This is a genomic window from Curtobacterium sp. KBS0715, assembly GCF_005938005.2.
In the GTDB taxonomy this organism is placed as follows: domain Bacteria; phylum Actinomycetota; class Actinomycetes; order Actinomycetales; family Microbacteriaceae; genus Curtobacterium; species Curtobacterium flaccumfaciens.
In genome coordinates this window covers 1580129-1605377 of record NZ_VCCA02000001.1, presented here as the reverse complement: position 1 = coordinate 1605377, position 25249 = coordinate 1580129, and the positions used below count along the sequence as shown (strand labels likewise).

The 25249-nt window shown below is 71.6% G+C and carries 22 protein-coding genes; 7 read left to right on the top strand and 15 right to left on the bottom strand.

All coding sequences use genetic code 11. The annotated features are described in order from the left end of the window. Window positions 1–108: 108 nt before the first annotated feature. Window positions 109–1113: an aldo/keto reductase family protein gene (locus FFG40_RS07730; protein WP_071405490.1), complete on the bottom strand. Its 1005-nt coding sequence runs from the start codon at window positions 1111–1113 to the stop codon at window positions 109–111. An 897-nt stretch (window positions 1114–2010) separates the two neighbouring features. On the opposite strand from FFG40_RS07730, the gene FFG40_RS07725 reads away from it, so the two are divergent. The 4 genes from FFG40_RS07725 (at window position 2011) to FFG40_RS07710 (ending at window position 5432) form a co-directional block, all read left to right on the top strand. Beyond that, window positions 2011–2568, top strand: coding sequence for a hypothetical protein (locus tag FFG40_RS07725; protein WP_138802784.1), 558 nt, complete (start codon window positions 2011–2013; stop codon window positions 2566–2568). A 109-nt stretch (window positions 2569–2677) separates the two neighbouring features. After that, window positions 2678–3238 (top strand): YceI family protein, encoded by a 561-nt coding sequence (locus FFG40_RS07720; RefSeq protein WP_027464630.1) that lies wholly within the window; start codon window positions 2678–2680, stop codon window positions 3236–3238. A gap of 641 nt (window positions 3239–3879) precedes the next feature. Further along, window positions 3880–4446 carry a TIGR03086 family metal-binding protein gene (locus tag FFG40_RS07715; RefSeq protein WP_138802783.1) on the top strand — a complete coding sequence of 189 codons (567 nt, stop codon included), beginning with the start codon at window positions 3880–3882 and terminating at the stop codon, window positions 4444–4446. After that, the gene (locus FFG40_RS07710; protein WP_138802782.1) at window positions 4443–5432 is read left to right on the top strand and encodes an aldo/keto reductase; all 990 of its coding nucleotides are present in this window, start codon (window positions 4443–4445) and stop codon (window positions 5430–5432) included. Before FFG40_RS07715 ends, FFG40_RS07710 begins: the two co-directional genes overlap by 4 nt. An 82-nt stretch (window positions 5433–5514) precedes the next feature. Here FFG40_RS07710 and FFG40_RS07705 read toward each other — a convergent pair whose 3' ends face one another. Continuing rightward, window positions 5515–6441 carry an oxygenase MpaB family protein gene (locus FFG40_RS07705; protein WP_138802781.1) on the bottom strand — a complete coding sequence of 309 codons (927 nt, stop codon included), beginning with the start codon at window positions 6439–6441 and terminating at the stop codon, window positions 5515–5517. 95 nt (window positions 6442–6536) lie between these two features. Between FFG40_RS07705 and FFG40_RS07700 the strand changes: the two genes are divergently transcribed. Beyond that, complete coding sequence (locus FFG40_RS07700) at window positions 6537–8219, top strand: long-chain-fatty-acid--CoA ligase (RefSeq protein WP_071246596.1); 1683 nt, start codon at window positions 6537–6539, stop codon at window positions 8217–8219. 70 nt (window positions 8220–8289) lie between these two features. On the opposite strand, the gene FFG40_RS07695 is transcribed toward FFG40_RS07700, so the two are convergent. The 4 genes from FFG40_RS07695 to FFG40_RS07680 form a co-directional block, all read right to left on the bottom strand. Beyond that, entirely contained in the window at window positions 8290–9297 is a 1008-nt protein-coding gene (locus tag FFG40_RS07695; RefSeq protein ID WP_138802780.1) for a DMT family transporter, read from the bottom strand. Then, window positions 9294–11195 carry an amino acid transporter gene (locus FFG40_RS07690; RefSeq protein WP_260678907.1) on the bottom strand — a complete coding sequence of 634 codons (1902 nt, stop codon included), beginning with the start codon at window positions 11193–11195 and terminating at the stop codon, window positions 9294–9296. The genes FFG40_RS07695 and FFG40_RS07690 overlap by 4 nt, the downstream gene beginning before the upstream one ends. 154 nt (window positions 11196–11349) lie before the next feature. Continuing rightward, window positions 11350–11658 carry a hypothetical protein gene (locus FFG40_RS07685; RefSeq protein ID WP_138802778.1) on the bottom strand — a complete coding sequence of 103 codons (309 nt, stop codon included), beginning with the start codon at window positions 11656–11658 and terminating at the stop codon, window positions 11350–11352. A gap of 11 nt (window positions 11659–11669) precedes the next feature. After that, window positions 11670–13094 (bottom strand): PspC domain-containing protein, encoded by a 1425-nt coding sequence (locus FFG40_RS07680; RefSeq protein WP_185974130.1) that lies wholly within the window; start codon window positions 13092–13094, stop codon window positions 11670–11672. A gap of 114 nt (window positions 13095–13208) precedes the next feature. On the opposite strand from FFG40_RS07680, the gene FFG40_RS07675 reads away from it, so the two are divergent. Together FFG40_RS07675 and FFG40_RS07670 are read left to right on the top strand one after the other, a co-directional pair. Further along, a complete protein-coding gene (locus FFG40_RS07675) occupies window positions 13209–14444 on the top strand; it encodes an ATP-binding protein (protein WP_138802776.1) in 1236 nt (411 codons plus the stop codon). Beyond that, window positions 14441–15103, top strand: coding sequence for a response regulator transcription factor (locus tag FFG40_RS07670; RefSeq protein WP_138802775.1), 663 nt, complete (start codon window positions 14441–14443; stop codon window positions 15101–15103). The genes FFG40_RS07675 and FFG40_RS07670 overlap by 4 nt, the downstream gene beginning before the upstream one ends. A 15-nt stretch (window positions 15104–15118) precedes the next feature. On the opposite strand, the gene FFG40_RS07665 is transcribed toward FFG40_RS07670, so the two are convergent. The 9 genes from FFG40_RS07665 to FFG40_RS07625 all read right to left on the bottom strand — a co-directional run bounded on the left by FFG40_RS07665 (window position 15119) and on the right by FFG40_RS07625 (window position 25198). Continuing rightward, a complete protein-coding gene (locus FFG40_RS07665; RefSeq protein ID WP_051596514.1) occupies window positions 15119–15967 on the bottom strand; it encodes an ABC transporter permease in 849 nt (282 codons plus the stop codon). Next, window positions 15964–16965, bottom strand: a complete 1002-nt coding sequence (locus FFG40_RS07660) for an ATP-binding cassette domain-containing protein (protein WP_138802774.1) — start codon at window positions 16963–16965, stop codon at window positions 15964–15966. The genes FFG40_RS07665 and FFG40_RS07660 overlap by 4 nt, the downstream gene beginning before the upstream one ends. A 58-nt stretch (window positions 16966–17023) precedes the next feature. After that, window positions 17024–17815: a hypothetical protein gene (locus tag FFG40_RS07655; protein WP_138802773.1), complete on the bottom strand. Its 792-nt coding sequence runs from the start codon at window positions 17813–17815 to the stop codon at window positions 17024–17026. Between the two features lie 259 nt (window positions 17816–18074). Further along, window positions 18075–19682: an inositol monophosphatase family protein gene (locus FFG40_RS07650; protein WP_138802772.1), complete on the bottom strand. Its 1608-nt coding sequence runs from the start codon at window positions 19680–19682 to the stop codon at window positions 18075–18077. Further along, window positions 19679–20755: an ABC transporter ATP-binding protein gene (locus tag FFG40_RS07645; RefSeq protein WP_260678818.1), complete on the bottom strand. Its 1077-nt coding sequence runs from the start codon at window positions 20753–20755 to the stop codon at window positions 19679–19681. The genes FFG40_RS07650 and FFG40_RS07645 overlap by 4 nt, the downstream gene beginning before the upstream one ends. A gap of 26 nt (window positions 20756–20781) precedes the next feature. Beyond that, the gene (locus FFG40_RS07640) at window positions 20782–21594 is read right to left on the bottom strand and encodes an ABC transporter permease (protein WP_138802770.1); all 813 of its coding nucleotides are present in this window, start codon (window positions 21592–21594) and stop codon (window positions 20782–20784) included. Continuing rightward, window positions 21591–22625, bottom strand: a complete 1035-nt coding sequence (locus tag FFG40_RS07635) for an ABC transporter permease (protein ID WP_138802769.1) — start codon at window positions 22623–22625, stop codon at window positions 21591–21593. The genes FFG40_RS07640 and FFG40_RS07635 overlap by 4 nt, the downstream gene beginning before the upstream one ends. Beyond that, the gene (locus FFG40_RS07630) at window positions 22622–23779 is read right to left on the bottom strand and encodes an extracellular solute-binding protein (RefSeq protein WP_138802768.1); all 1158 of its coding nucleotides are present in this window, start codon (window positions 23777–23779) and stop codon (window positions 22622–22624) included. Before FFG40_RS07630 ends, FFG40_RS07635 begins: the two co-directional genes overlap by 4 nt. A gap of 468 nt (window positions 23780–24247) precedes the next feature. Next, window positions 24248–25198, bottom strand: coding sequence for a hypothetical protein (locus tag FFG40_RS07625; RefSeq protein WP_138802767.1), 951 nt, complete (start codon window positions 25196–25198; stop codon window positions 24248–24250). Between the last annotated feature and the right edge of the window lie 51 nt (window positions 25199–25249).

Genomic DNA, 25249 nt, shown 5'->3' with positions numbered 1-25249 from the left:
CGTTCATCTTGACGATCCGTCAGCTGCGGTGGTCAGGGGCGCAGCCACGACGGACGGGAGGCCCGGTGCCAGCTGGCACCGGGCCTCCCGTCCGTCGGTCGGTCGCGTCTACGCGGGGCGCGACGACGGGGACACGTTCTTGGAGGCGTCCCGTTCCGGGATGTCGCCGAGTGCCTCGTCGATCGCCGCGAGGGCGTCCGCGTCGAGCTTGACGCCGGCGGCCTTGACGTTGTCGGTGACCTGCTGCGGACGCGAGGCGCCGACGATGGCGCTCGCGACGTTCTCGTTCTGCAGGGTCCACGCGATCGCGAGCTGCGCCAGCGTGAGGCCGGCCTGGTCGGCGACGGGCTGCAGGCGCTGCACGGCTTCGAGGACCTCGTCGCGCATGAACCGCTTGATCATGTCCGCGCCGCCCTTCTCGTCCGTGGCTCGCGAGCCCTCGGGCAGGGGCTGACCCGGCTTGTACTTGCCGGTCAGGACGCCCTGCGCGATGGGCGACCAGACGATCTGCGACAGGCCGAGCTGCTTCGAGGCGGGGACGACCTCGCCCTCGATCACACGCCACAGCATCGAGTACTGCGGCTGGTTCGAGATGAGCTGGAAGCCGAGCTCCTTGGCGAGTGCGGCACCGGCGCGGATCTGCTCGGCGGACCACTCGCTGACGCCGATGTAGAGCGCCTTGCCCTGGCGGACGACGTCGGCGAAGGCCTGCATCGTCTCTTCGAGGGGGGTCTCGTAGTCGTAGCGGTGTGCCTGGTAGAGGTCGACGTAGTCGGTCTGCAGTCGCTCGAGCGAGCCGTCGATCGACTCCATGATGTGCTTGCGGCTGAGGCCGACGTCGTTGTGCCCCTTCGGGCCGGTCGGCCAGTAGACCTTCGTGAAGACCTCGAGGGACTGGCGCCGCTCGCCCTTGAGCGCCTCGCCGAGGACGGTCTCGGCGGCGGTGTTGGCGTACGTGTCCGCGGTGTCGAACGTGGTGATGCCGGCGTCGAGCGCTGCCCGCACGCACTGGGTGGCGACGTCGTTCTCGACCTGCGAGCCGTGCGTCAGCCAGTTGCCGTAGGTGATCTCGGAGATCTTGAGTCCGGAGTTGCCCAGGTACCTGAATTCCATGGTCCCGACGCTACTGGAGTGAGCGCGCACGTGAGGGGTCCCGCGAGTGCCTGTCGGGGCCGCGGTGGGCGGGCGGGAGCGGGGTGAGGCGGCGTCGGGCGGGGCGTGGGGCGGAGGTGGCCCGGAGGCGGGAGCGCGCGAGGCAGCGCGGGGTAGCGCGGGGTGGCGCGCGCGGAGGGGTGCGCGAGGAGGGAGCGCAGGGCTGGCGCGCGCGAGCGGGCGAAATGCCAGAGTGCCCCGACGGCACACCCGGACATGTCGCCCGCTCGCCCACTCGCCTGCTCGCCTCGGGCGCCACCCCGGCGGCGGCTTCCGTGCAGCAGTCCCGAGCGACGGTCCCAGACCTGTGGGCGAGCGGGCCGCGCGAACGGGCGAAACACCGCCGTGCGGCCAGGCGGCAGGCTCGGTGTTTCGCCCGCTGGCGGAAGCAACCGTCCCTCCACAGCGGCGAGAGCGAGCCAGCCATCCACAAAGGAGGCCCGACTCATGTCCGCAAGACCGGCTCGCCGTCACGCTGTGGACATGACCGCACGAAGGCGACTCCCGATGGCACTCCGCGACGCTTCGTTCCGAGTCCGCGATGCGCTGCACCGAGGCGTTTCGCGCGGCCGACTCGACGCTCGCGATCTCATCCGCCCGTTCCACGGCATCCGATCGGGGTTCCCACCGGTGTCCGTGGAGGAACGTGCGAGGGCGCTCGCTCCTCGGCTCCGCCCCGATCAGGTGTTCAGCCACGTCACTGCAGCAGCGATCATCGGCGTCCCGCTGCCCAGACGCCTCGAACGCGACCAGCGGTTGCACGTCACGACCATCGGGACCGATCAAGCGATCCGGGTTCGCGGCACCGTCGGCCACCGGGCTCGGTACGGATCAGTCCGCGCGACGATCGCACGAGGAGTGTCACTGACCACTCCGGCCGACACGTTCGTCGCTCTGGGCTCGATGCTGACGCTCGACGAACTCATCGTCGCGGGCGATGCACTCGTGGGGTGGCTCGGTTGGACGACGCTCGACGAACTCGCGCAGGCCGTCCGACGACGACGTGGCATCCGTGGGATCGTGAAGCTCCGCTTCGCGCTCGATGAGATCCGGAAGGGATCTCGGTCCCCCGGAGAGACCCGGACACGGCTGGCACTCATCCGCCGCGGACTCCCGGAACCGGCGCTCAACCACGATGTCGTCGTCGACGGCCAGTGGATCGCATGTGTGGACCTCGCCTACCCCGATGCCAGGGTCGCGATCGAGTACGAGAGCGATCTGCACCGCACCGATCCAGCCAGCTTCCGGAAGGACCTCACGCGCGGCGAGCACCTCAAGGACGTCGACTGGTGGCTCGTCAGAGCAACAGCAGACGACCTCGGTCACGGGGTCGAGCGTTTCGTGCACCGCGTCCGTCGACTGCTCGAGGTCGGCGCCAGAGGAGCGCATGACACGCGGTTTGCGACACTTGGGTGAACAATGGTTGACGCTTCAACCAAAACGGTGCACACTGTCGTAGTATCAACTCGATGCAGGCGCATGGAACGCGTCGCACCGCAGACTCTCGTTCGGAAGAAGGACCACCATGACGCTCACCGCTGACACCGTTCCCGGCTACAAGACCGGCACCTGGAAGATCGACCCGACCCACTCCGAGGTCACCTTCTCGGTCCGCCACCTCGCCATCAGCAAGGTCAAGGGCAAGTTCGAGACGTTCGACGCCACCGTCGTCACCGCCGAGAACCCGCTCGAGTCGACCGTCGAGGCCAACATCGACGTCGCGTCGATCAACACCGGCCAGGAGCAGCGCGACCAGCACCTCAAGACGAGCGACTTCTTCCTCACCGAAGAGCACCCGCAGCTGACCTTCCGTTCCACGAGCATCGAGGCGAAGGGCGACGACCTGCACATCGCGGGCGACCTGACCCTGCGCGGCGTCACCAAGCCGGTCGTCCTCAAGGCCGAGCTCGGCGGCTTCACCACGGACGGCTACGGCCAGGTCAAGTTCGGCGCCGAGGCGACCACGAAGATCGACCGCACCGAGTTCGGTGTGAACTGGAACGCGGCGCTCGAGGCCGGCGGCTTCACGCTCGGCAACGACGTCACGATCAACCTCGACGTCCAGTTCGTCCTCCAGGCGGCCTGAGCCACCTCTGACTCAACGCCTGACCGAGGGCACCGAGCAGCACTCCCCGAACCCGAGAAGAACGCCCCGACTCCGCACGGAGTCGGGGCGTTCTTCGTTGCCCGCGCCGGTCCGGCCGACCACGAACGGGCGAAATGCCTCGGAGCTTCGTCCTGGCTCGTCAGGAATTCCGCCCGCTCGCCGATGACGGGCACCGAAGTCGAGGCCGATCGCCGCAATCACGCCCACGCCGCGCGCCCACGCCCACGCCCACGCCCACGAGCGGGCGAAACACCACGCCGATCTCTGTGGCACGCCGGACATTTCGCCCGCTCGCGCAAGGACTCGAGCGGAGGGTGCGAGCGACCCCGGCCGAGATCGGAAGCGCGGTCGAGCGGGCGGAATGCCCTTGACCCGGCGGGGAGAAGTGCGGCATTTCGCCCGCTCGCGCACAGGGGCGCACGGAGCGGTACGAAGGCGAGGCGAGGCGAGGCAGCGGCAGCGGCAGCGGCAGCGCACCAGCAGGGAACGACCGGACGAGCGACGGCCGAGCGCCGCCCCCGCGTAACGTTGGCACGTACGACAACAGCGCGGGGAATCCGCACTCCGGACCCCGAGTTGCACCAAGCGCACACGCCCGCACGACGAACAGGAGCACCACCATGGCCACCGACTGGATCGCGATGCAGGCCCTCGCGGCAGCCGAGTTCGGCCGCCGCGTCGCCGCCGTCACCGACTGGGACGCCCCGACCCCCGACTCCGAGTGGAGCACCCGCGACCTCGTCGCCCACGTCGTCGACGAGCAGCGCTGGATCCCGAAGCTCCTCACCGGGTGCGACTACGCCCAGGCCCAGTCCGACCTCGAGCCGATCGGCGACGACCTGGTGGCCGAGTGGCACCGGTTCGCCACCGCGGCCACCGACGCCTGGCGGAACGCTCCGCAGGACACCCCCGTGCACCTCAGCACCGACGTCGTGCCCGCCGCGCAGTACCTCACCGAGCAGACGAGCGACATCACGATCCACACGTGGGACCTCGCCCGGGCGACCGGCACCGAGGAGTCCCTGCCCGACGAGCTCGTCCGCGCCGTGTGGGAGTACTTCGAGCCGCAGATCGAGGACCTCGCCGCCACCGGCCTGTACGCACCCCCGGTCGACGTCACCGAGGACTACCCGCTCCAGGTCCGCCTGCTCGCCGTCACAGGCCGCGATGCCAGAGTGACAGCATGACCACCGACACGAAGCGCCTCGGTAACTCGGGGCTCGAGATCAGCAGCGTCGTCCTCGGCATGATGTCGTACGGCGACCCGGACCGGGGCTCGCACGCCTGGAGCGTCGGCATCGATGAGGCCCGCCCGTTCGTCCGCCGCGCGTTCGAGGCCGGCATCACGACCTTCGACACCGCGAACGTCTACTCGGACGGCAGCAGCGAGGAGATCACCGGCACGCTCCTCGCCGAGCTGGCCCCGCGCGAGGACGTCCAGGTCTTCACGAAGGTCTTCAACCGGATGCGTCCCGGCCGGAACGGCGCCGGGCTGTCCCGCGCGGCGATCATGCACGAGATCGACGCTTCCCTGACCCGGCTCGGCACGGACTACGTCGACCTGTACCAGATCCACCGCTTCGACCCGGTGACGCCGATCGAGGAGACCATGGAGGCCCTCCACGACGTCGTGAAGGCCGGCAAGGCGCGCTACATCGGCGCGAGCAGCATGTGGACGTGGCAGTTCGCCGAGATGCAGCACACCGCCCAGCGCCACGGCTGGACGAAGTTCGTGAGCATGCAGGACCAGTACAACCTGCTCGAACGGGAGGAGGAGCGCGAGATGCTCCCCTTCTGCGAGCACACCGGCGTCGGCGTGATCCCGTGGAGCCCCCTCGCCCGCGGCCGCGTCACCCGCCCCTGGGACGCGTCCGGTTCGGGCTCGCGCGCGCAGACCGACGAGTTCGGCAAGACCCTCTACAAGCAGGACGAGGACGCCAACCGCGCGATCGTCGACGCGGTCGAGGCCGTCGCCACCGAGCGCGGCGTCCCGATGGCGCAGGTCGCCCTGGCCTGGGTCGCCGGCAAGCCCGCGGTCTCCGCGCCCATCGTCGGCGCGACGAAGGAGCACCACATCGACGACGCGGTGGCCGCAGCGTCGCTGACGCTCACCGACGACGAGGTCACGCGACTCGAGTCCGCGTACACGCCCCGGGCGCCGTCGGGTTTCTGACGCCCCCACGAGCGGACGGGAGGCACGGTGCCAGCTGGCACCGTGCCTCCCGTCCGTCAGGTGGTCGCGGTGACGGCCGTGGTCAGGCGACCGCGCTGCCGTCAGTGCGCTGCAGGCGCGCGATGCGCCGCCGCGCGGCCCGTTCGGAACCGGTCTGGTCGTCGAGCACCGCACCGATCCCGTCGAGCACGAGCTTCGTGGTGCGGGCCACCGGCAGCTCCACCGGGCCGACGATCGGCGCACGGAGGCCGAGGAGCGAGCGGTGCCGCGGGTCGAGCGTGGACACCGCCCCCTGGAACACGGCGCGGTAGCCGGGTCGCAGCAGGCGGGACAGCGGCGGGTCCTTGATGAACCGGACGACGTCACGGGTGCGCGAGTCCACCAGGAGTTCGCCGCGGTCGAGGTACCCGTTCATCTGGGCACGGAGCTCCGCCTCGGACTCGGGCGGGTCGACGATGCGCATGAGCCGCCCGGCCTCGGCCCACTCGCGCACGTAGGCGTCCGCGCCTCCGGGGATCGGGCCTCCCCAGCGCTGGGCGGCGCGGAGGAACGCGTCGGTGAAGGCGAGGTGCACCCAGCGCGCCAGGTCCGGGTCGTTGGCCGCGTAGGGACGGGTGGTGCCGTGCGCGTCGACGTACTGCCCACGGACGCGCTCGTGCAACCGGAGGACCCAGTCGCTGCCGCTGCGGGCGGTCTGCCGGTCGCCGTACGTGACCGTCGCGATCCACCGGCTGGTGCCCGCCAGGCGACCGAACGGGTCCTCGCGGTACCGGGAGTGGTCGGCGACGCCGGCGAGCGCGCCGGGGTGCAGCGCCTGGACGAGCAGTGCCCGCACGCCGGCGACGATGCCGTGGCTCCCGCCGTGCACCGCCCACGTGGCGGAGCCCGGACCGAAGAAGCCCGCGTCGGTGCCGTGTTCCAGGTCGTCCATCCAGGCTTCCGTGCCGGTCGAACCACCCGTGAACGTCTGGTTGAGGCGGGACCGGAAGACATCGGAGACAGTGGACATGTCGTCATGTTCCGTCCGTCACCTGGGCGTGGGGGTGCCATCGCGCAAAGTGGCCCTCCCAGCGTGCACGGGGGTGGCCCACTAGGTTGGGTCGGGTGAGCATCGACACGCCTCGTCCCTGGCTTGCCTCGTACGCCCCGGGGGTCCCGCACGACATCGAGGAACAGAGTGGTTCCCTGTACGACCTGGTCGAGCAGTCGGCCCGGAAGTTCCCCAGGCAGGTCGCCCTCGAGTTCTTCAAGCGCACCACGAGCTACGCCGACCTCGAGGAGCAGATCCTCCGCGCGGCGAACGGCCTGCGGAAGCTCGGCGTGGGGGCGGGTGACCGCGTCGCCATCGTCCTGCCGAACTGCCCGCAGCACATCGTCGCGTTCTACGCGGTTCTGCGGCTCGGCGCGATCGTGGTCGAACACAACCCGCTGTACACGCCGCGGGAACTCCGCCACCAGTTCGAGGACCACGGCGCCAAGGTCGCCATCGCGTGGGACAAGTCCGTCGCGACGCTGCAGGACTTCCCGGCCGACGTGCACCTCGACGCGATCGTCTCGGTCGACATCACCCGGGCCATGCCCCGGAGCACCCGGCTCGCCCTGGCGCTGCCGGTCGCGAAGGCCCGCGAGTCCCGCGCGAAGCTGACGGCGAAGGTGCGCGGCACGGTCAAGTGGGACGACCTCGCCGACACCCGGAAGCTGTCGAAGCGGCACCCGCGGCCGGCCACCGACGACGTCGCGCTGATCCAGTACACGTCCGGCACCACCGGGACGCCGAAGGGCGCGGTGCTGAGCCACCGGAACCTGCTGGCGAACGCCGCGCAGGCCCGGGCGTGGGTGCCGCAGATCCGCCGCGGCGACAACGTCGTGTACGCGGTGCTGCCGATGTTCCACGCCTACGGCCTGACGCTCTGCCTGACCTTCGCGATGAGCATGGCCTCGCGGCTCGTGCTCTTCCCCGCGTTCGACCCCGCCCTGGTCCTGACGGCGATCAAGCGCCACCCGCCGACGTTCCTGCCGGCCGTGCCGCCGATCTATGCCCGGCTGCAGCACGCGGCCGACTCGGCGAAGGTGTCGCTCAAGGGCATCGAGATCGGCATCTCCGGTGCCATGCCGCTGTCGCAGGACATCGTCGAACCGTGGGAGGCCCGGACCGACGGCTACCTGGTCGAGGGCTACGGCCTGTCCGAGTGCTCCCCGGTCCTGATGGCCAACCCGGTCTCCCCCGAACGTCGACTCGGATCGATCGGCCTGCCGCTGTCCTCCACCGAGGCGCGCGTGGTCGACCCCGACGACGACACGAAGGTGCTCGGCATCGACGAGCCCGGCGAACTGCAGGTCCGTGGCCCGCAGGTGTTCCGCGGCTACTGGGGCAAGGCCGAGGCCACCGACGAGGTCTTCACGCCCGACGGCTGGTTCCGCACCGGCGACATCGTGGCCATCGACGCCGACGGGTACGTCCGGATCGTCGACCGCCTCAAGGAACTCATCATCACCGGCGGCTTCAACGTGTCACCGTCCGAGGTCGAGGACACCCTGCTGAAGCACCCCAGCGTCAAGGAGGTCGCGGTCGTCGGCATCACGCAGGGCGGCAACGAGCAGGTCGTCGCCGCGGTCGTGCCGAAGGACCCCGCGACGTTCGACGGGGCCGCGCTCCGGGCCTGGTCGCGCGAGCACCTGGCGGCGTACAAGGTGCCGCGCCGGGTCGTCGTGGTCGAGGACCTGCCGCGCTCGATGATCGGCAAGGTGCTGCGGCGGAAGGTGCGGGACCAGATCCTGGACGGCTGACGCGCGGGCGCCGGGCGGCGGTCCGGCTGACGCGTGGGCGCCGCTGCTGGTCAGCGCGCGCCGCCGCTGATCAGCGGCCGCGCCGCGCGGGCAGTGCCAGCACGGACAGCCCGGCCACCACCAGCACGATGCCGGCCCATCCGCCGGTCCCCAGGCGCTCCCCCACCACGAGCACCGCCAGCACCGCGGCCACGACGGGCTCGAGCAGGGACAGCAGCGTCGCGACCGACGCCGTCACCGTCCGGAGCCCGAGCGCGTACAGCGAGTGGCCGATCACCGTCGGCACCAGCGCCAGGTACAGGAACACCGGCCAGTTGTCGGCGTCGGTCAGGAACGGCCCACCCGCCACCACGGCGAGCACGACGAGCGGCACCGCGGCCACCCCGAACACCGCACCGACGAGCCCGCGTTCGTTCGGCCCGCGGGCAGCCCGTGCGGCGGCGACCCCGACGTCCCCGCCGACACGCATGCTGTCGGACTCCGCGCGGACGACGGCGATCGGCATCCGGCTCGTCGCGGCGTGCATCCCCCGCGCCACCGCCCACGAGTACAGCGCGTACGTCAGACCGGCGACCAGGGCGCTGCCGACCCCGACCACGAGTGACCGCCCGCCGCCGTCGTGCTCGGAGCGCGCGAGGGTGACGACGACCATGCCGACCACGCTCACCACGGTGGCGAGGACCCACCGACGGGTGACGCCTCTGCGGTCGACGACCCACTCGACCAGGCCGGCGAAGACGGGCGACGACCCGATGGCCAGGGTCGTACCGAGCGCGACCCCGGCGTCGGCGAGGGCCGCGTAGAAGGCAACCGCGTAGACCACGAGCGATGCGGCACCGAGCAGTGCCCAGCCGCGGGTGCGGCGCTGGGCGACGGCACGCAGCGTGCCCCGGCCCGCGGTCGCGGCGAGCACGAGGCCGCCGAGCCCGAAGGTCACCGCACCGAACACGAACGCCGGCACACCGGGCGCGAAGTGCGTCGCGGTCCCGGTGGTGCCCCAGACCGCTGCGGCGACGGCGATCGCCGCCAGGCCGCCGACGGGCCTGGAGGCACACCCCGCGCCCGGTCCGTGCCTCACGAGACGTGGACGCTGGGCCGTCGGTTGACCTCGGGTTCCGCTTCGCGCAGGACCTCGCGCGTGACGGGGGCGACGTCGCCGGCGCCGGTGAACACGAAGCGCAGGGCGTTGCGGATCGGGCTGCCCTCGTTCCACTCGAAGTAGATGCTCGGAACCACCCCGGCGAGGTCGCGGATGGCGAGGAGCGTCGACGCGATGGTGTTCGGGACGTTGCCGGAGCGGACCTTGAGCACGCGGAACCCGTGGATGACGTGGCCTTCGACCACCAGGTCCTCTTCGAAGTCGGAGGAGTCGGCCGGCAGGACCTCGAGGAACATCGTCGGCACGCGGGCCGGGATGCCGGAGTCGCGGCGTTCCTCGCGCCCCTTCGCCCGGTACGCCTCCGCCGTGCCGGCACCGGGCTCGTTCGCGATGATGCAGACCGAACTGAACTGGTCGGCGTCGGCCTCGACGAACTGCCTGGCGGTCGCGTCGAGCTCGATCGACGACGCACGGAGCTCGAACGAACGCCGCACGCGCGAGATGAGCGACACCACGACGATCGCGATGATGAAGATCGCGGCGATCCGCACGCCGTCGGGCCGCTCGATGACGTTGGCGACCGTGGTGTAGACGAACACGACCGAGATCACACCGAACGCGATGGTGCGCTTGCGCTGCTGCTTGCGGCGCGCGGACAGCGTCACCGCGACCGCGGCGCTCGTGATGAGCACCAGCACGCCGGTGGCGTAGGCGCCACCCTGGGCGTCGACGTCGGCCTGGAAGATGATCGTGATGACGAACGCGATGAGCGTGAAGATGATCACGAGGGGACGCACCGCACGCGCCCACTGCGGTGCCATGCCGTAGCGGGGCAGGAACCGCGGCACCAGGTTGAGGAGCCCCGCCATCGCGCTCGCGCCGGCGAACCACAGGATGGCGACGGTCGAGAAGTCGTAGATCGACCCGAACACCCCGCCCATGTACTCGTGCGCCAGGTACGCCAGGGCACGGCCGTTCGCACCGCCGCCCGGCTGGAACTCGCGCTGCGGGATGAGGAACGTCGTCACGATCGACGACGTGATGAGGAACGAGCTCATGATGAGCGCCGCGACGGTCAGCAGTCGCTTGGTGCCGCGGATCCGGCCCTCGGGGCGGTCGCTGGTCTCGTCGGTGGCGTCGCCGCGGACCTGCGGCATCACCGCGACGCCGGTCTCGAAGCCGGAGAGCCCGAGCGCGAGCTTCGGGAACACGATCAGGGCGATGCCGACCATCACGAGCGGGTTGCTGTGCTGTGCCGTCAGCCCGGACCACCAGTCGCTGGCCACCATCGGGTTCTCGAACACGTGCCAGAGGGCGACGATGATGACGACGGCGTTCAGGGCGAGGAACACCGCGACGAGTCCGACCGCGATGCCGATGGCCTCCTTGAACCCGCGCAGGAACACGATGCCGAGCAGGAGCAGCAGCGCCAGGGTGAGCGGCACCGGGATCTCGGTGAACCAGTGCGGCGTGTACGGGTTCTCGGCGATGTGCGCCGTGGCGTCGGCCGCCGACAGGGTCATCGTGATCATGAAGTCCGTCACGGCGAACCCGAGCAGCACCAGCACGAGGAGCTTGCCCGCCCACCACGGCAGGAGCTTCTCGAGCATCATGATCGACCCGGCGCCCCGGAAGCTGTCGTGGGCGATCCGGCGGTAGACCGGCAGTGCCCCGAACAGCGTGACGAGCACGAGGACGATCGTCGCGATCGGCGACAGCAGCCCCGCGGCGAGCGCGGCGATGGCGGGCTGGTACCCGAGGGTGGAGAAGTAGTCGACGCCGGTCAGGCACATGACCCGCCACCACGGGTGGGTCTTCTCGACCTCGACCTGGTGCGGGCCCTGGTGCGAGGCGCCCTGGTCGGCCCCGTGCAGCATCCACCGGCGCAGGCGGGTGCTGCGGTCGAGGGGCTGCTCGGTGGCGTCGCGCTGGGCGGCCCGCTCGGCGTCTGTCGCGGTCACGTGGATGATGCTAAGCCGTCCGGGTGACCCCCGTGCACACCTGGACAGCCCGGTGCACGGAGCGGTCCGACTAGCGCCGTGTGCGGGACAGGGCCGCCACGATCCCCGCCACGACCAGCAGCACACCGGCGGCGATGCAGGCGGCCAACAGCAGGGTCGTGGTGTCCACTGAGAACATCGGCAGCGCACTCACGGCCATCGCTCCGGCGAACACCAGGAGCAGCACGCCCCAGAGGATCGTGCCGAAGCGTGCACCACCGCGTCGGGGCCGGTAGGCGGGCCCGTCCGGGGCGCCCGGGGAGGCCACCGGTGCAGTCGCCTCGTCGTTCGTCGAGCCGTCGTCCGTCGGGTTGTCGTTGGTCGTGCTGTCCGTCGTCATCGTCCCGTTCCTCACTCGCCAACCGTGATCGCCCGCGGCACCTCGACGCCACCGCCGAGGATCCACAGGTGCACCGTCGTCGTCTCGTCCGCGTCGGCCGTGCGTGCCGCACGGTTCTCGAGCGTGGTGGTCCGGAGCACCCCACCGGTGCCGTCGTCGTCGCCCCCGCCGGTGTCGATCCCGTAGCCGACACCGCTCACCTCGACCCGCACCGGCAGGTCGGTCGGCAGCAGCACCTCGGCTCCGCCGGCGCCCAGCCAGAGGCTCACGTCGCCCCCGACGGCCGACGGCTCGAGTCCGCGGAGGTCCAGGGTGGGACCGCCCGCCAGCATCGCGAAGTCCCGTTCGGTCCCCGACGCGGCCCGTTCCACCTGCCACGTGGTGCCGCCGATCAGCGAGACCTGCGTGCCGGCGGGCAGGACCCCGGTGACCACCAGGGCCACCGCGGCGACCGTCGAGAACAGTCCGAGCACGTCGTCGTCGCGACCGCGGATCCCGGCGACGATCGTGGCGATCGCCAGCACCGCGAGCGCCGCGGCGATCCCGAGGACCGGGACGGACCACCCGGCCTGCTGCGCCCAGAACGCGACCCCGGCTCCGGCGACGAGTGCGAGTCCGAGGGACACGGCGACGTACGCCGCCCCGGGGCGCCGCTCCACCCGCTCGGCCCGCCGTTCGGCCGCCCGCTCGCGTTCCGCGCGCATCCGCTCCTCGTGCTGCCGTCGCCGGTCCTCGGGGCTCAGCGGTGCACCCCACTGCCAGGAGGCCCGCCCCGCGTCCGTCGCGCCGGTCGCCTCCGCAGTCCACGCGTTCCGGGCCGGGTGCGGCTCCTCGGGGCTGGTCCAGAAGTCGCCCCGCGGTGCGGCGGTCGGGTCGGTGCCGGTGCCGGTGCCGGTGCCGGTGCCAGTGCCAGTGCCAGTGCTCGCTGACAGATCACCGTCCACCCCGCGTCGGGCCAGGACCACGATGAGCCACACGATCCCGCCGACGAGCACGATGCTCCACCCGGTGGCGAGGGTCGCCTCGAGCCAGCCGGGCATCCCCCAGGCGTCCGGGACCCCCTGCCACCAGAGACCCCGGGCCGCGGGCACGAACGTCAGTGCCACGAGCGCGCCGATCGCGATGAGCGCCGGGTCGAGGACCCCGCGGATCATCCGTTCGACGTGGATGCGTCCGGCGGTGTCGGGCAGCAGCGCCCAGCCGACGGCGTAGGCGAGGAAGACCGGTCCGCCCAGCAGCGCGACGACGATCGTCACGCCGCGGACCACGAGGGGGTCGAGCCCGGTGCGGCGGGCGACGGCGCCGCACACGCCGGCGAGCCAGCGGTCGTCGGTGCGCGCGATGCCGAGGCCGCGGACCCAGTCGAAGAACCGGGTCGTCGAGTCGGCGCTGCCGGCGGCGGTGCCGGGAGCGGAGTCGTGCTGGTGATCGGTCATGGCCACCAGCATCCCGGCAGTGCTTCGCCGGCACCATCGGGGTTCCCCCTGACCGGTCCCTGATCCCGGCCCCGGACCCTGCTGCGACCGCCGTCCGGGTGCCAGGATTGCCCCATGGCCACCGCGACGATGACGCGCCCGACCCCCAGGGTCGTCGGCGGGGTCTGCAGCGGGTTCGCGGCGCACACCGGGCTGCCGGTCGGGGCCGTCCGGCTCGCCACCGCGGTCCTGGTGGTCTGCGGCGGCGCCGGGCTGCTGCTGTATGCCTGGCTCTGGGCGACCGTGCCGAGCGCAGCCGCCGGGGCAGCCGCCGGAAGCGCACCGCTCAAGTCCGTGCTGACCCCTGCCGCCGACGTCGTCCACGACGAGGCCACCGCGTCCGCCCGCCGCGCCCCGGTCGTCGAGATCCTGCTCGGCGTGGCCCTGCTCGTGGCCGCCGGCGCCGTCGTCGCGGCACGGATGGGCGCGGCGGTCCCCCTCGAGGTCGTCGTGCCCGGCGTCGTGGTCGTCACCGGCGCCGCACTCGCCTGGCGGCAGTTCGACGCGCTCCGCAACGTCCGCACCGCCGGGTCCTCCGCCCTGGTCGTCCGGGCGCTCGGAGCCCTGGTGCTCGTCGTGCTCGGCATCCTGCTGTTCTTCACGACGAGCAGCCGCCCGAACGTCTGGACGGTCCTCACCGCCGCGGTCGCCGTCCTGGTCGGGGTCGCCGTCGTCGTCGCCCCGTGGGTGGTCCGACTCGTCCGCGACCTCGCCGAGGAACGCGCCGCCCGCGTCCGCGACCTCGAGCGGGCCGAGTTCGCGGCACACCTGCACGACTCGGTGCTGCAGACCCTCGCCCTCATCCAGCAGAAGGCCGAGCCGGGTTCGGACGCAGCGCGGTTGGCGCGGGCGCAGGAGCGCGAGCTGCGGTCCTGGCTGTTCACCGAGCAGGCGGAACCTGCGCGCGACCTCGGCACGCAGCTGCGGGACGCTGCCGTGGACATCGAGGCCGAGTACCCCGCCCGCATCGAGGTCATCGCGGTCGGACCCGCCCGCAGCGACCTGCCGGACGGGCTGGTCGCCGCCGCCCGCGAGGCGATGCTCAACGCCGCCCGGCACGCCGGTGGGACCGTGAGCGTGTACGCCGAGACCGCCGGTGACCGGGTCGAGCTCAGCATCCGCGACCGCGGCCCGGGCTTCGACGTCGACTCGGTGCCCGCGGGCCGGTACGGCGTCCGCGAGTCGATCGTCGGCCGGATGCAGCGCCTCGGCGGCCACGCGACCATCGCGCCGGGGCCGGGCCGCACCGGCACCGACGTCCGGCTGACCCTGCCGCTCGCACCCGTGGCCCAGGACGAGGAGCACGCATGACCGAGCCCGCCCCGTTGACGGTCGCGATCGTCGACGACCACTCCATCTTCCGAGCCGGCGTGCGCGCCGGGCTGCCACCGGGCCTCCAGGTCGTGGGTGAGGCGGCGACCGTCGACGAAGCCGTGACGCTCGTCGCGGCCACGCGCCCGCGCGTCGTCCTGCTCGACGTGCACCTGCCGGGCGGTGGCGGCGGCGGTGGTGCCGAGGTCATCACGCGGTCCGCACCGGGGACCCCGGACACCCGGTTCCTCGCGTTGAGCGTGTCGGACGCCGCCGACGACGTGGTGCGGGTCATCCGCGCCGGCGCCCGCGGGTACATCACGAAGAGCTCGTCGAGTGCCGAGGTCGCCGAGGCCGTGGCCCGCGTGGCGGACGGTGACGCGGTGTTCTCGCCACGCCTGGCCGGCTTCGTGCTCGACGCCTTCGGCGCGGTCAGCGGCGAGACGGCGCAGCACGACGCCGAGCTGGACCGCCTGTCCGCCCGCGAGCAGGAGGTCATGCGGCTCATCGCGCGTGGGTACGCCTACAAGGAGGTCGCGACGGAGCTGTTCATCTCGGTGAAGACCGTCGAGACGCATGTGTCGAAGGTCCTGCGGAAGCTCCAGCTGTCGAACCGGCACGAGCTGACCGCGTGGGCGCTGCAGCGCAAGCTGCTCTGAGCGCCCGCGCCGGTCTCACTTCGCGCTGATGCGGGTGTACTTGTTGACCGCCCAGGGAACGAACACCACGAGCATCACGGCGATCCCGATCAGCACCGTCAGCACGGGGTGCTGCATCGTCCAGATGTCCGGCACCGGGGCGGACCCGACGTTGCCGAACAGCTCCCGTGCGGCCTGCACGAGCGACGACACCGGGTTCCACTCCGCGAACACGCGCAGCACCAGCGGCAGGGTGTCGCTCGGCACGAACGCGTTCGAGATGAACGTCAGCGGGAACAGGATCATGAACGAGGCGTTGTTGATGACCTCGGGCGTCTTGACGCTCATGCCGAGCAGCGCCATCACCCAGCTGAACGCGTAGCTGAACAGCAGCAGCAGGGCGATGCCGGCCAGGAACTCGAGCGGCGACGAGTTCACCCGCCACCCGACCGCCAGGCCGGTGAGCATCATGATCGCCATCGAGATCGAGTTGAGGACGAGGTCGGAGTTGGTGCGCCCGACCAGGACCGCGGACGCCGACATCGGCAGCGTCCGGAACCGGTCGATCAGCCCTTCCTTCAGGTCCTGCGCCATCGCCGACCCGGAGAACGTCGCACCGAACACCACCGTCTGCGCGAAGATCCCCGCCATCAGGAACTGCGTGTAGTCGGTGCCCTGCACCTGGATGGCACCGCCGTACACCTGGCTGAACAGCAGCACGAACATGATCGGCTGCAGCACGGCGAACACGAGCATGTCCGGCGACCGCTTGAGCTTGATGAGGTTCCGCTTGGTGACGGTCCAGCCGTCCTCGACCCAGACGGCGAGCGGCGAGGTGACGACGACGGGCAGTTGCCGGCCCGGCGCGAGGGACGTGGTGGTCATCGTGCCGTCTCCTTCTGCTTGGTGGCCGCGGGTTCGTCGGCGTCGTCGTCCGTCGCGGCGTGCCCGGTCAGGCGGAGGAAGACGTCGTCGAGGGTCGGGCGTCGCATGCCGGCGTCGTGGAGTTCGATGCCGGCCGCGCCCAGGTCGGCGAGCACGCGCTGCAGGGCTGCCGGACCGGCCTCCACCGCGATGGCACGGGTGCGACCGTCGCCCGAGGTCTCGACCTCGCCGACCCCGTAGCGGCGCAGCACCGTCGTCGCCGCGTCGCCGTCGGCCTCGTCGACCAGGGTCACGACCACCCGGTGCCCGCCGACCTGCGCCTTGAGCTGGTCCGCGGTGCCCTCGGCGATGACCGCCCCGTCGTCGATGACCGCGATGTCGTCGGCGAGCCGGTCGGCTTCCTCCAGGTACTGGGTGGTGAGGAGCACCGTGGCGCCCTCGGCCACGAGGTCCTCGATGATGCCCCAGAGCGCCAGCCGGCTGCGGGGGTCGAGGCCCGTCGTCGGCTCGTCGAGGAACAGCACGCGCGGGTTCATCACCAGCGCCCCGGCGAGGTCGATGCGTCGCCGCATGCCGCCGGAGAAGCCCTTCACCGGACGGTCGCCCGCCTCGGACAGGTCGAAGACGTCGATGAGCTCCCGGGCACGATCGCGCGCTGTCCTGCGGCCCAGGTGGTAGAGCCGCCCGATCATCTCGAGGTTCTCGAACCCGGTCAGGTTCTCGTCGACCGCGGCGTACTGCCCGGACACCCCGATTGACCGCCGGGTGGCCTGCGGGTCGGCGATCACGTCGATGCCGTCGATCGTCGCGGTGCCCGAGTCCGGCGTGATGAGGGTGGTGAGCACCTTCACCACCGTGGTCTTGCCCGCGCCGTTCGGCCCGAGCAGCGCCTTCACGGTGCCCTGCGGCACCGACAGGTCGAGTCCGGCCAGCGCGTGCACCGGCCCGGACTTCGACCTGTAGGTCTTGGTCAGCCCGGAGGCTTCGATGATGGCCATGTCGCTCCTTCGTCGGACACGGTGGGTACCCGGGGTCCGGTGGAGCGACGGACGTCACTCAGACGTCGAAGTCACCACCACCGAAGTCGCTGAAGCCACCGCCGAAGTCGGATCCGCTGTCGCCCCAGCCCGCACTGTCGAAGCCGCCGCCGTCGGATGCGCCGCCGTCGGACGCCCCGGCATCGCCGGATTCAGCACCAGTGTCCTCCGAACCACCGTCACCCGCAGCGTCGGTACCGCCATCGAACGAACCGGGGTCCGGCAGGAAGGCGCTCATGATCGCCGAACCGATGACGTAGCCGGCCACCGTCCCGAGGATCGAGGCGCCGATCATGCTGCCGAACGACGGGCCGCCGCGCTGGCCGCCGAAGCGTCCGCCGGCACCGCCGACGCCGCCGAGCGAGCGCTCCATGAAGCCCGGCTGGCGGATCTCGGAGCGGGTCGCCGACTGGGCGAGCGAGCGCGGGTCGTCGCCACGGGGCGCCTCACCGGGAGGCGCGGTCCGGGTGAACTCGTCGTAGACCATGCGGCGCTGCTCGTCGGTCAGCTTGGCGAAGGCCTCGGCGTGGACCTCTTCGATGCGCTCCGGCGGGGCCGTGCGGAGCAGGTAGCGGTAGCGCTCGACCGCACGCTCGTCGTCGGTCGTCGCGCCCTGCTGCTGCGTCGGTGCACCGCCCCACTGCGGGACGCCGTACTGGCCGCCCTGCGGTGCGGCCGGTGCCGGCTGCTGGTAGGACTGCTGGCCGTACCGGTAGCCCTGCTGCTGCGGCGGCTGCCCCCACTGGTTCTGCTGTGCGTCAGCGGATCGGTCACGCTCCGGACGTCCGAGCAGGCGGTCGAGGAATCCCATGGTCGATGCTCCTTCGGGTGCACGGTGGATCCGGTCGGACCCGTCGTGGACTGCAACACTACGAACCCCCGACCTCCGATGACTGAGCGCCCGCTCAGAGTCGGCCGGGAGGCGCGTGCCGGGCTGGCACCGTGCCTCCAGTCCGCACCGTGCGCACCTGCACACCCCGTGCACGGTTCCCAGCCCCGTGCGCGCCCGCAGCACCGCACCCGGCAGCCAACCCCGCACCGGATCGCCGACCCCGCACCGTGCGCCGTGCTCACCCCGCGGCGAGCGCCGCCGTCCACACCGCGTGCAGCTCGTCCGCGGCACCCGGGTGCGCCACGAGGAACGGCTCCCCCACGGGCGGGAAGCCCTCCACGGGCCCGGACGGCGTCAGCACGACGCCCCCGGCCTCGTGCACGAGCAGCACCGCGGCGCCGTGGTCGACCGGGTTGAACGCCGAGACGCAGCCGCCGATCCCGCGCCCGGCCGCGACCTGGGCGATGGTCAAGGTGCCCGATCCCTGCACCCGGAGCGTGCAGGACCGGTCGGCCAGGGCGTCGAGGAACGCCCCGAACCCCGGCCACGGGCGGTGTCCGTCGAGCTCGGTGCCGACGACGGCGCCGGCGAGCGGCCGGGGTGTGTCGTCGAGTCGGAGCTGGCGGTCGCGCAGGGTGGCGCCGCGGCCACGTCGGGCCTCGAGCACCTCGCCGCGCCAGGGGTCCGCGACGACCCCGACGAGCGGGCGGCCGCCACGGGTCAGGCAGAGCGACATCGAGGTCCAGGGCACGCCGTTGGCCAGGTTGGTGGTGCCGTCGACGGGGTCGAGGAACCAGCGGTGCCGGTCGCCGGGGGCCTCGCCGTACTCCTCGCCGGTGAACCCGTGCGTCGGGAACACCATCCGCACGCGGGAGCGGACGTGCTGCTCCACCAGGCGGTCGACGTCGGTGACCAGGTCGGCGGGGTTCGCCTTGGTGTGGACCTCACTGACCGGGTGTTCACGCGTGTAGGCGATGACCTCGTGGGCGATCCGGTGGGCCAGGGGCTGGGCGCGCGAGGCGACCTCGGTCTCGGTGGGCTCGCGGTCGCGCTCGGGCCAGCCGTCACGCTCGGCCGCCGACAGGGCTGCTCCGATGGACCCGACGTCGTTCGTGGTGATCGAGTCGACACCGAGCCGGGCTGCCCAGATCGCGGGCTCGACGTCGTCGATGGTCCAGACGGCGACGCGCAGACCCAGGGCGTGCGCGACCTCGACGGTGCGCGGGGTGAGGAACGCGACGTCGAGGTTGAGCGTCGACGGGTCGAGCGCCTCGAGGTCCGCGGCGACGGGCGGGTCGAGCGATTCCCACGCCAGCCAGACGTCGGCGTCGGGCAGCACGGAGCGGACGGCCGCCATCGCCGCCGGCGCCCCGCACCAGGCCACCGCGGTGGAGCCGGTGAAGCCCGCGACGGTGCGGGCGGCGACCAGGGCGTCCTCGGCGTCGGTCAGGTCGACGAGCAGGGTGGACCGGCAGCCGTCGAGCCGTTCGAGTGCGCCGTCGAGCCGTGGGATCCGGTCGAGGCCGTTGCCGAGCCGGGCGACGTCGCACCAGTCGACGTCGGACACCCGGCGGGCGTCGCCCCACATCCGGCCGAGGGTCTCGTCGTGCAGCAGGACGGCGACGCCGTCGGCGGTGCGACGGACGTCGACCTCGATGACCTCGGCGCCGAGCGCCTCGGCGACCGCGATGGCGGGCAGGGTGTTCTCACGCCGGACGCGCGGCGCACCGCGGTGGGCGACGAGGCGTGGCGGACGCACGCCGGGCCTGGCGTCCGGGCTGGTCGAGACCACACGGTCGACCGCAGCCGCAGCGGAGACCGTCGACGTCGGGACCCCCGCGCTCATCGGACGACCTCGAGCAGCACGCCGTCGCGGTGGACGAGCACCTCGCCCAGGCGCACCCCGGTCTCGGTGCCGACCGCCGGCGGCGGCCCGGTGACGTAGGCGCGGAGTTCTGCGCCGTCGGTGCTGAGCACGACCTCGGCGAAGTGCCCGCGCATGAGCACCCGCGCGACCGTCGCGCGGATCGGCGAGTCGTCGGTGAGCACGACCTGCTCGGGGCGGATCACCACCGTGTCGGCCGCCGTCGGGCTGACCGACGTGCCGGCGAGGAACCGGCCGGTGACGACGCTCGTCGACCCGATGAACGACGCGACGAAGCTCGTGGCGGGGCGGGCGTAGAGCTCCGTCGGGGTCGCGATCTGCTCGATCCGGCCGTCGTGCATGACGGCGATCCGGTCGGAGATGCTGAGCGCTTCGTCCTGGTCGTGCGTGACGATCACGGTCGTGATGCCGAGGCGCTGCTGGATGAGGCGGATCTCGTCGCGCACGCTCACGCGGAGCTTCGCGTCGAGGTTCGACAGCGGTTCGTCGAGGAGCAGGACGTCCGGCTCCTGCACGATGGCGCGGGCCAGGGCGACGCGCTGCTGCTCACCGCCCGAGATCGCGGTCGGCTTCGAGCCGGCGTGGTGGCCCAGGCCGACGAGCTCGAGCGCGTCGCGCACCCGCTCGGCGACCCGCTGCTTCGGCACCCGTCGGGTCCGCAGCGGGAACGCGACGTTCTGCGTCACCGTCATGTGCGGCCAGAGCGCGTAGTTCTGGAACACCATTGCGCTCGGCCGGCGCTCCGGTCCGAGCGACGTGACGTCGCGGTCCCCCATGGTCACGACGCCGCCGTCGGCGGGCAGGAACCCCGCCACCATGCGGAGCGTCGTGGTCTTGCCGCAACCGGACGGGCCGAGGAGCGAGACGAGCTCGCCCTTCGCGACGTCGAGGTCGATGCCGGCGACGACGTCGCGTCCGCCGAGCGTCTTGCGCAGTCCGCGGATGGTGAGTCCGCCGGAGCGGGTCCGGTCCGTCGTGCTGCCGTCGGCCTGGAGGCCCGGTGTGCGTTCCGCGACGAGCGCCTTGTCCGTCATCTGGTCGCCTTTCGTGCTGGTGTGGGTCATCGGATCTGGAAGCCGTCCGCCAGGCGGCCGCCCATGATGTGCTTCCGGGCGAGCAGCAGCAGGACCACGGACGGGATGCTCAACGCGATCGCGAACACCGCCGAGACCTGGCGTGGGGAGTTCAGGACGAGCGAGTACATCGCCGTCGGCATCGTCATGTACGTCGGGGCGCCGACCAGGTACGTGCCCTGCGCCTCGTCGAAGGACGCCAGGAACGACATCACCATCGCGACGAGGATCCCGGGCCAGGCGATCGGGAACGTCACCTTCCAGAAGGTGCGCCAGCGGCTCGCCCCGGCATCGCGGGCGGCTTCTTCGAGGGACCGCGGCACGGCCGACAAGGCTGCGGCGGGCAACCACGTCATGAACACGACGCAGCCCAGGACGTGGACGATCAGGATGCCGGTGACCGTGTTCATGAGGTTCAGCGCGGTGAACATCGCCGACATCGTGACGAAGAGGCCCATCTTCGGGAACGCGTTCGTGGCGAACAGTCCGACGAGCACGAGCCGCCGCCCCGGGAACTCGATGCGGCTGATCGCCCACGCGGCGGGCAGGCAGACCACGGCGGCGATGAGGACCGTGAGCGGGGCGAGGACGAGCGAGTTCTGCACCGCGACGGCCAGGCTGCGGTCCTCGAACACGGTGCCCCACCACTGCAGGGTCCAGCCGTCGGGCAGCAGGTTCGGGTAGGTCCACGTCGTGGCGAAGGCACGGGCGGCCAGCCAGACGAGCGGCCCGAGGATGAACACGGCCAGCACGATCGCGGTCGCCCAGACGAGGGCGTTGCCGGTCAGACGCTTGATCACTGCTGCTCCTGACGCTTCTTGTCGAGCTCGCCCGCGTTCGAGCGGACCGTCGAGCGGAGGTAGAAGACGCTCGCGGCCGCGGCGAACGCGAACACGATGAACGCCATCGCCGTCGACTGCTGCGGACGGTTGTAGGCCTGGAAGTACTTCGAGATGTCGACGCCGAGCATCGTCGGCGCGTTCGGACCGGTGAAGTACGGCACGGTGAACGAACCGAGGACCCCGATCACGGTGAACGTCGTCGCGATGACGAGCGGGGTCGCGGCCATCGGCAGGAGCACCTGCCAGACGACGCGCCAGGTGCTCGCCCCGGCGTCCTTCGCGGCCTCGACCAGTGCGTCCGGGGTGCCCTGCAGCGCCCCGGCGATCATGAGCACCGCGAACGGCAGGCTGGTCCAGACGCTGCCGAACACCACGGCGACGAGGGTGTAGCCCCACACCGGGACGTCGAGGCCGAACTGGGCACCGAGGCTCCGGAGGAACCCCTGCGCGTCGGTGAAGGTCAGGATCGACCAGCTCGCGATGACCACCGGCACGAAGATCGGCACCACGGCCAGGACACTGAGGGTCTTGCCGAGGAAGCCTCCGCGGAGCCGCAGGATCACCGCGACGACGACCGCGAGCCCCACGGTCAGGCCGGTCGACAGTGCGGTGACGCCGAGGGTCGCGACCAGGTCACGCAGGAACGTGGCGTTGCCGAGCAGGGTGGCGTAGACCGCGAACGAGAAACCGCGCACGGTGTCGCCACCGATGTCGGCGAGCGCCTGGTTCAGGCCACCGGTGAACCCGAGGCTGAACAGGGCGGCGTTCACCACCGGGACGCCGACGAACAGGACGACGACCAGCACCGGGGCGGCGACGAGGGCGAGGCCCTGCCACCGCCTGCGGCGGGCCAGCCGCTCCTGCGTCGTGCGCCCGCTGGCGGGGTGCGCCGGGCCCTGGGCGTGGGGCGGGACGGGCGGGAGGCCCGCGGCGGAGTCGCCACGGGCCTCCCGGCCGGTTGCCGGGCCTTCCTGGACGGTCTGGGTCACTGCGGGACCTTCGCGTCCCACGCCGCGTTCATGTCGGCGGCGAAGTCGCTCTGGAACCCGAGGCGGAGCTGCGAGGGGTTCGCGTCGGCGAACTGCTCGGCGACCGACGCCGGCAGGCTGTCGAGCGGGATCACCGGGTAGCCGGAGACGGCGCTCGCGACGAGCTGCTGCCCCTTCGAGCTCAGCACGAAGTCGGCGAGCTTCTCGGCTGCCGCCTTCTTGGCCTTCGGCTCGGTCTTGGGGATGCCGAGGAAGCTCGCGCTTCCGGTGAACGACGGGTCGTCGATCTGCACGGCCTTGGTGGTCTTCGGGATGATGCCGGTCTTCTGCGAGGTGATGAACTGGTCGCTCCAGACCGGGGCCATCGCGATCTGGCCACTGCCGAGCAGCTGCACGACCTGGTCGTTGCCGTTCGGGTAGACGCCCTTCTGGTACGTCGACGGGCCGAGGTCCTTCAGGGCCGCGAAGCCCTTGTCCCACTTCGACTCGAGCGACTTGTCGTACTTCGTCTGCATCGTCTCCTGCTCGGCGGGCGTCAGGTACTTCGCGAGCACCGTGGCCACGAACGAGCCACCCGAACCGCCGGACGACGGGGAGTTGTAGGCGAACTCGCCCGGGTTGGCCTTGATCCAGGCGAGCAGGTCGTCGAGGGTCTTCGGCGGGTCCGTGACCTTCTTCGCGTCGTACGCCAGCAGCACGCTCGAGGCGCGGTACGGGATGGCGCTGTCGCCGCCCTGCTGCTTCGTGGCGTCCGGGACGTCCTTCAGGTTCGGGATCGTGCTGTCGCCGACCTTCGCCATCAGCCCGGCCTTGCCGGCGGTGGTGACGAACCCGGCGTCGACGAGGTCGTACGCGACGGACTTGCCGGCCTTGACCGCGGTGGCGAGGTTCGCCTGGGTCTGGGCGTCGTGCTCGCCGTGCAGGTCGATGCTCGTGCTGACGTGGATCTTCGGGTTCGCCTTCTCGAAGGCGGGGATGAGCGACTTGTCCCAGAGGTCCTGGACGTTGGTGTCGCCGCTGATGAACACGGTGAGGTTCGTGCTGCCGCCGCTGGTGTCTGCGGCGTTCGAGGCGTTGGCGCTCTGGACGCAGCCGGAGAGTGCGACGGTCGCGGCTGCCGCGATGGCGAGGCCGGCGAGGACTCGGGTCTTCACGTGGGTTCTCCCTGTTCCGTGGTGGTGCGGTGGGGTCGTGCGGGGTGGGGTGTGCGGGGCTGTGCGAACGGGCAGTGTGGGAACGTTCCCGCGCCGGGGTCGAGTGTGGCGCTGCCGGGTGAACTCCGGGTGCCTCCGGCGTCGCCGCCGGGTGAACTCCGGGTGCGGGCGGCGCGGGCGCGTGCGCGTCTCGCTCTGGTGCGACCGCGATGCTGTGCGGCCGGAGCGGTGAGTGGCGCACGGTGCGAGTTCCGCCGACCCGTGCGAGGTTGACGGCTCCGTGCCCGGCTGCAACCCTGCACCGAGCGAGATGCTCGCCCCCGAACGGCGAAGGATGCACGGTGCGCGGCCCCGTTCGCTGCCGATGACCCCGCGCCGAGCAGCCAGGTCCGCGGTTGGCGACGAACCGCGCACCGTGCGCACTGGCAAGAGGCCGAACGATCTCGCACGGTGCGTGACTGATACCCCTCAGCGCGACATGCGGACTCCGGCCTGGCGGAGCTTCGCGCGGAGGACCCACTCGTTGCGCAGGTCCGACCAGGTGAGCCGCACCACGGTCCGCACCTCGGGGAACGCGCGGAGCCGGTCTTCCCGGATCTTCTCGTCGAACAGCGCTTCCTCCGGCGTCCGTCCCCGCAGGTACGCACCGCTCCGGTACTTCACGGCTCCGTCGAACTCGACCACGACCCCGGCATCCGGGAACCAGAAGTCCACGACGATGTCCGGCTCGCCGAGCGCCCGGAAGCGGTGCTGGAGGACCGGCGGTGGTGTCCCGAACTGGTCGAACCGTGCTCGTGCGTACGACTCCCCCGGTGAGTCCGATGCGGCATCGGCGAACCCGATCGCCCGGAGTGCGCGACGTCGTCCTTTCTGCCCGCGCCGCTCGATCGCCGACCGGACGTCTTCGCGCTCGACCTCGCGCCGGAGGAGCGCATCGAGGGACACGACTGCGTCGGTGAACGGCAGTGTGAGTGCGAGGTCGGTCGCCAGCCGATCGAGTCCGCACAACAGCAGTCCGTCGGGCGTGGCGACCGGACGCTCGTTCCGTTCGGCGTCGAGGTCGGCGTGCACCACGAAGGTCGCGTTCGTGGTGCGCCGGTCGGCTCCGCGCGAGGTCACGTGGATCCGTGTCGGTGGCGGGGTGAGCAGGGGCACACCGAAGACGACGGCGGCGGAGACGTGTGAGATCAGGTCTCCGGGGCGGATCCGGTCGGCGAACGAGCGTAGCCGGAGGTGGTGCTGCTCACTGGGGCGGAGTGCGGTCCATCCCGCCGACTCCACGTACAGCCCGCGTGCTACCCGGGTGAGCTCCCCCGCAGCGGCCCGACGTCTGATGACATCGGACTCGTCAGGGCGCTGGGCGGACGTTCGGAACGTGAGGACTTCGGGGACCGGTGCGAGCTTGAGGTTCATCGACATACTCGAGATGCTCCGGATCGTCCGCCTTCGGAGCAGCACCGCAGGGGACTG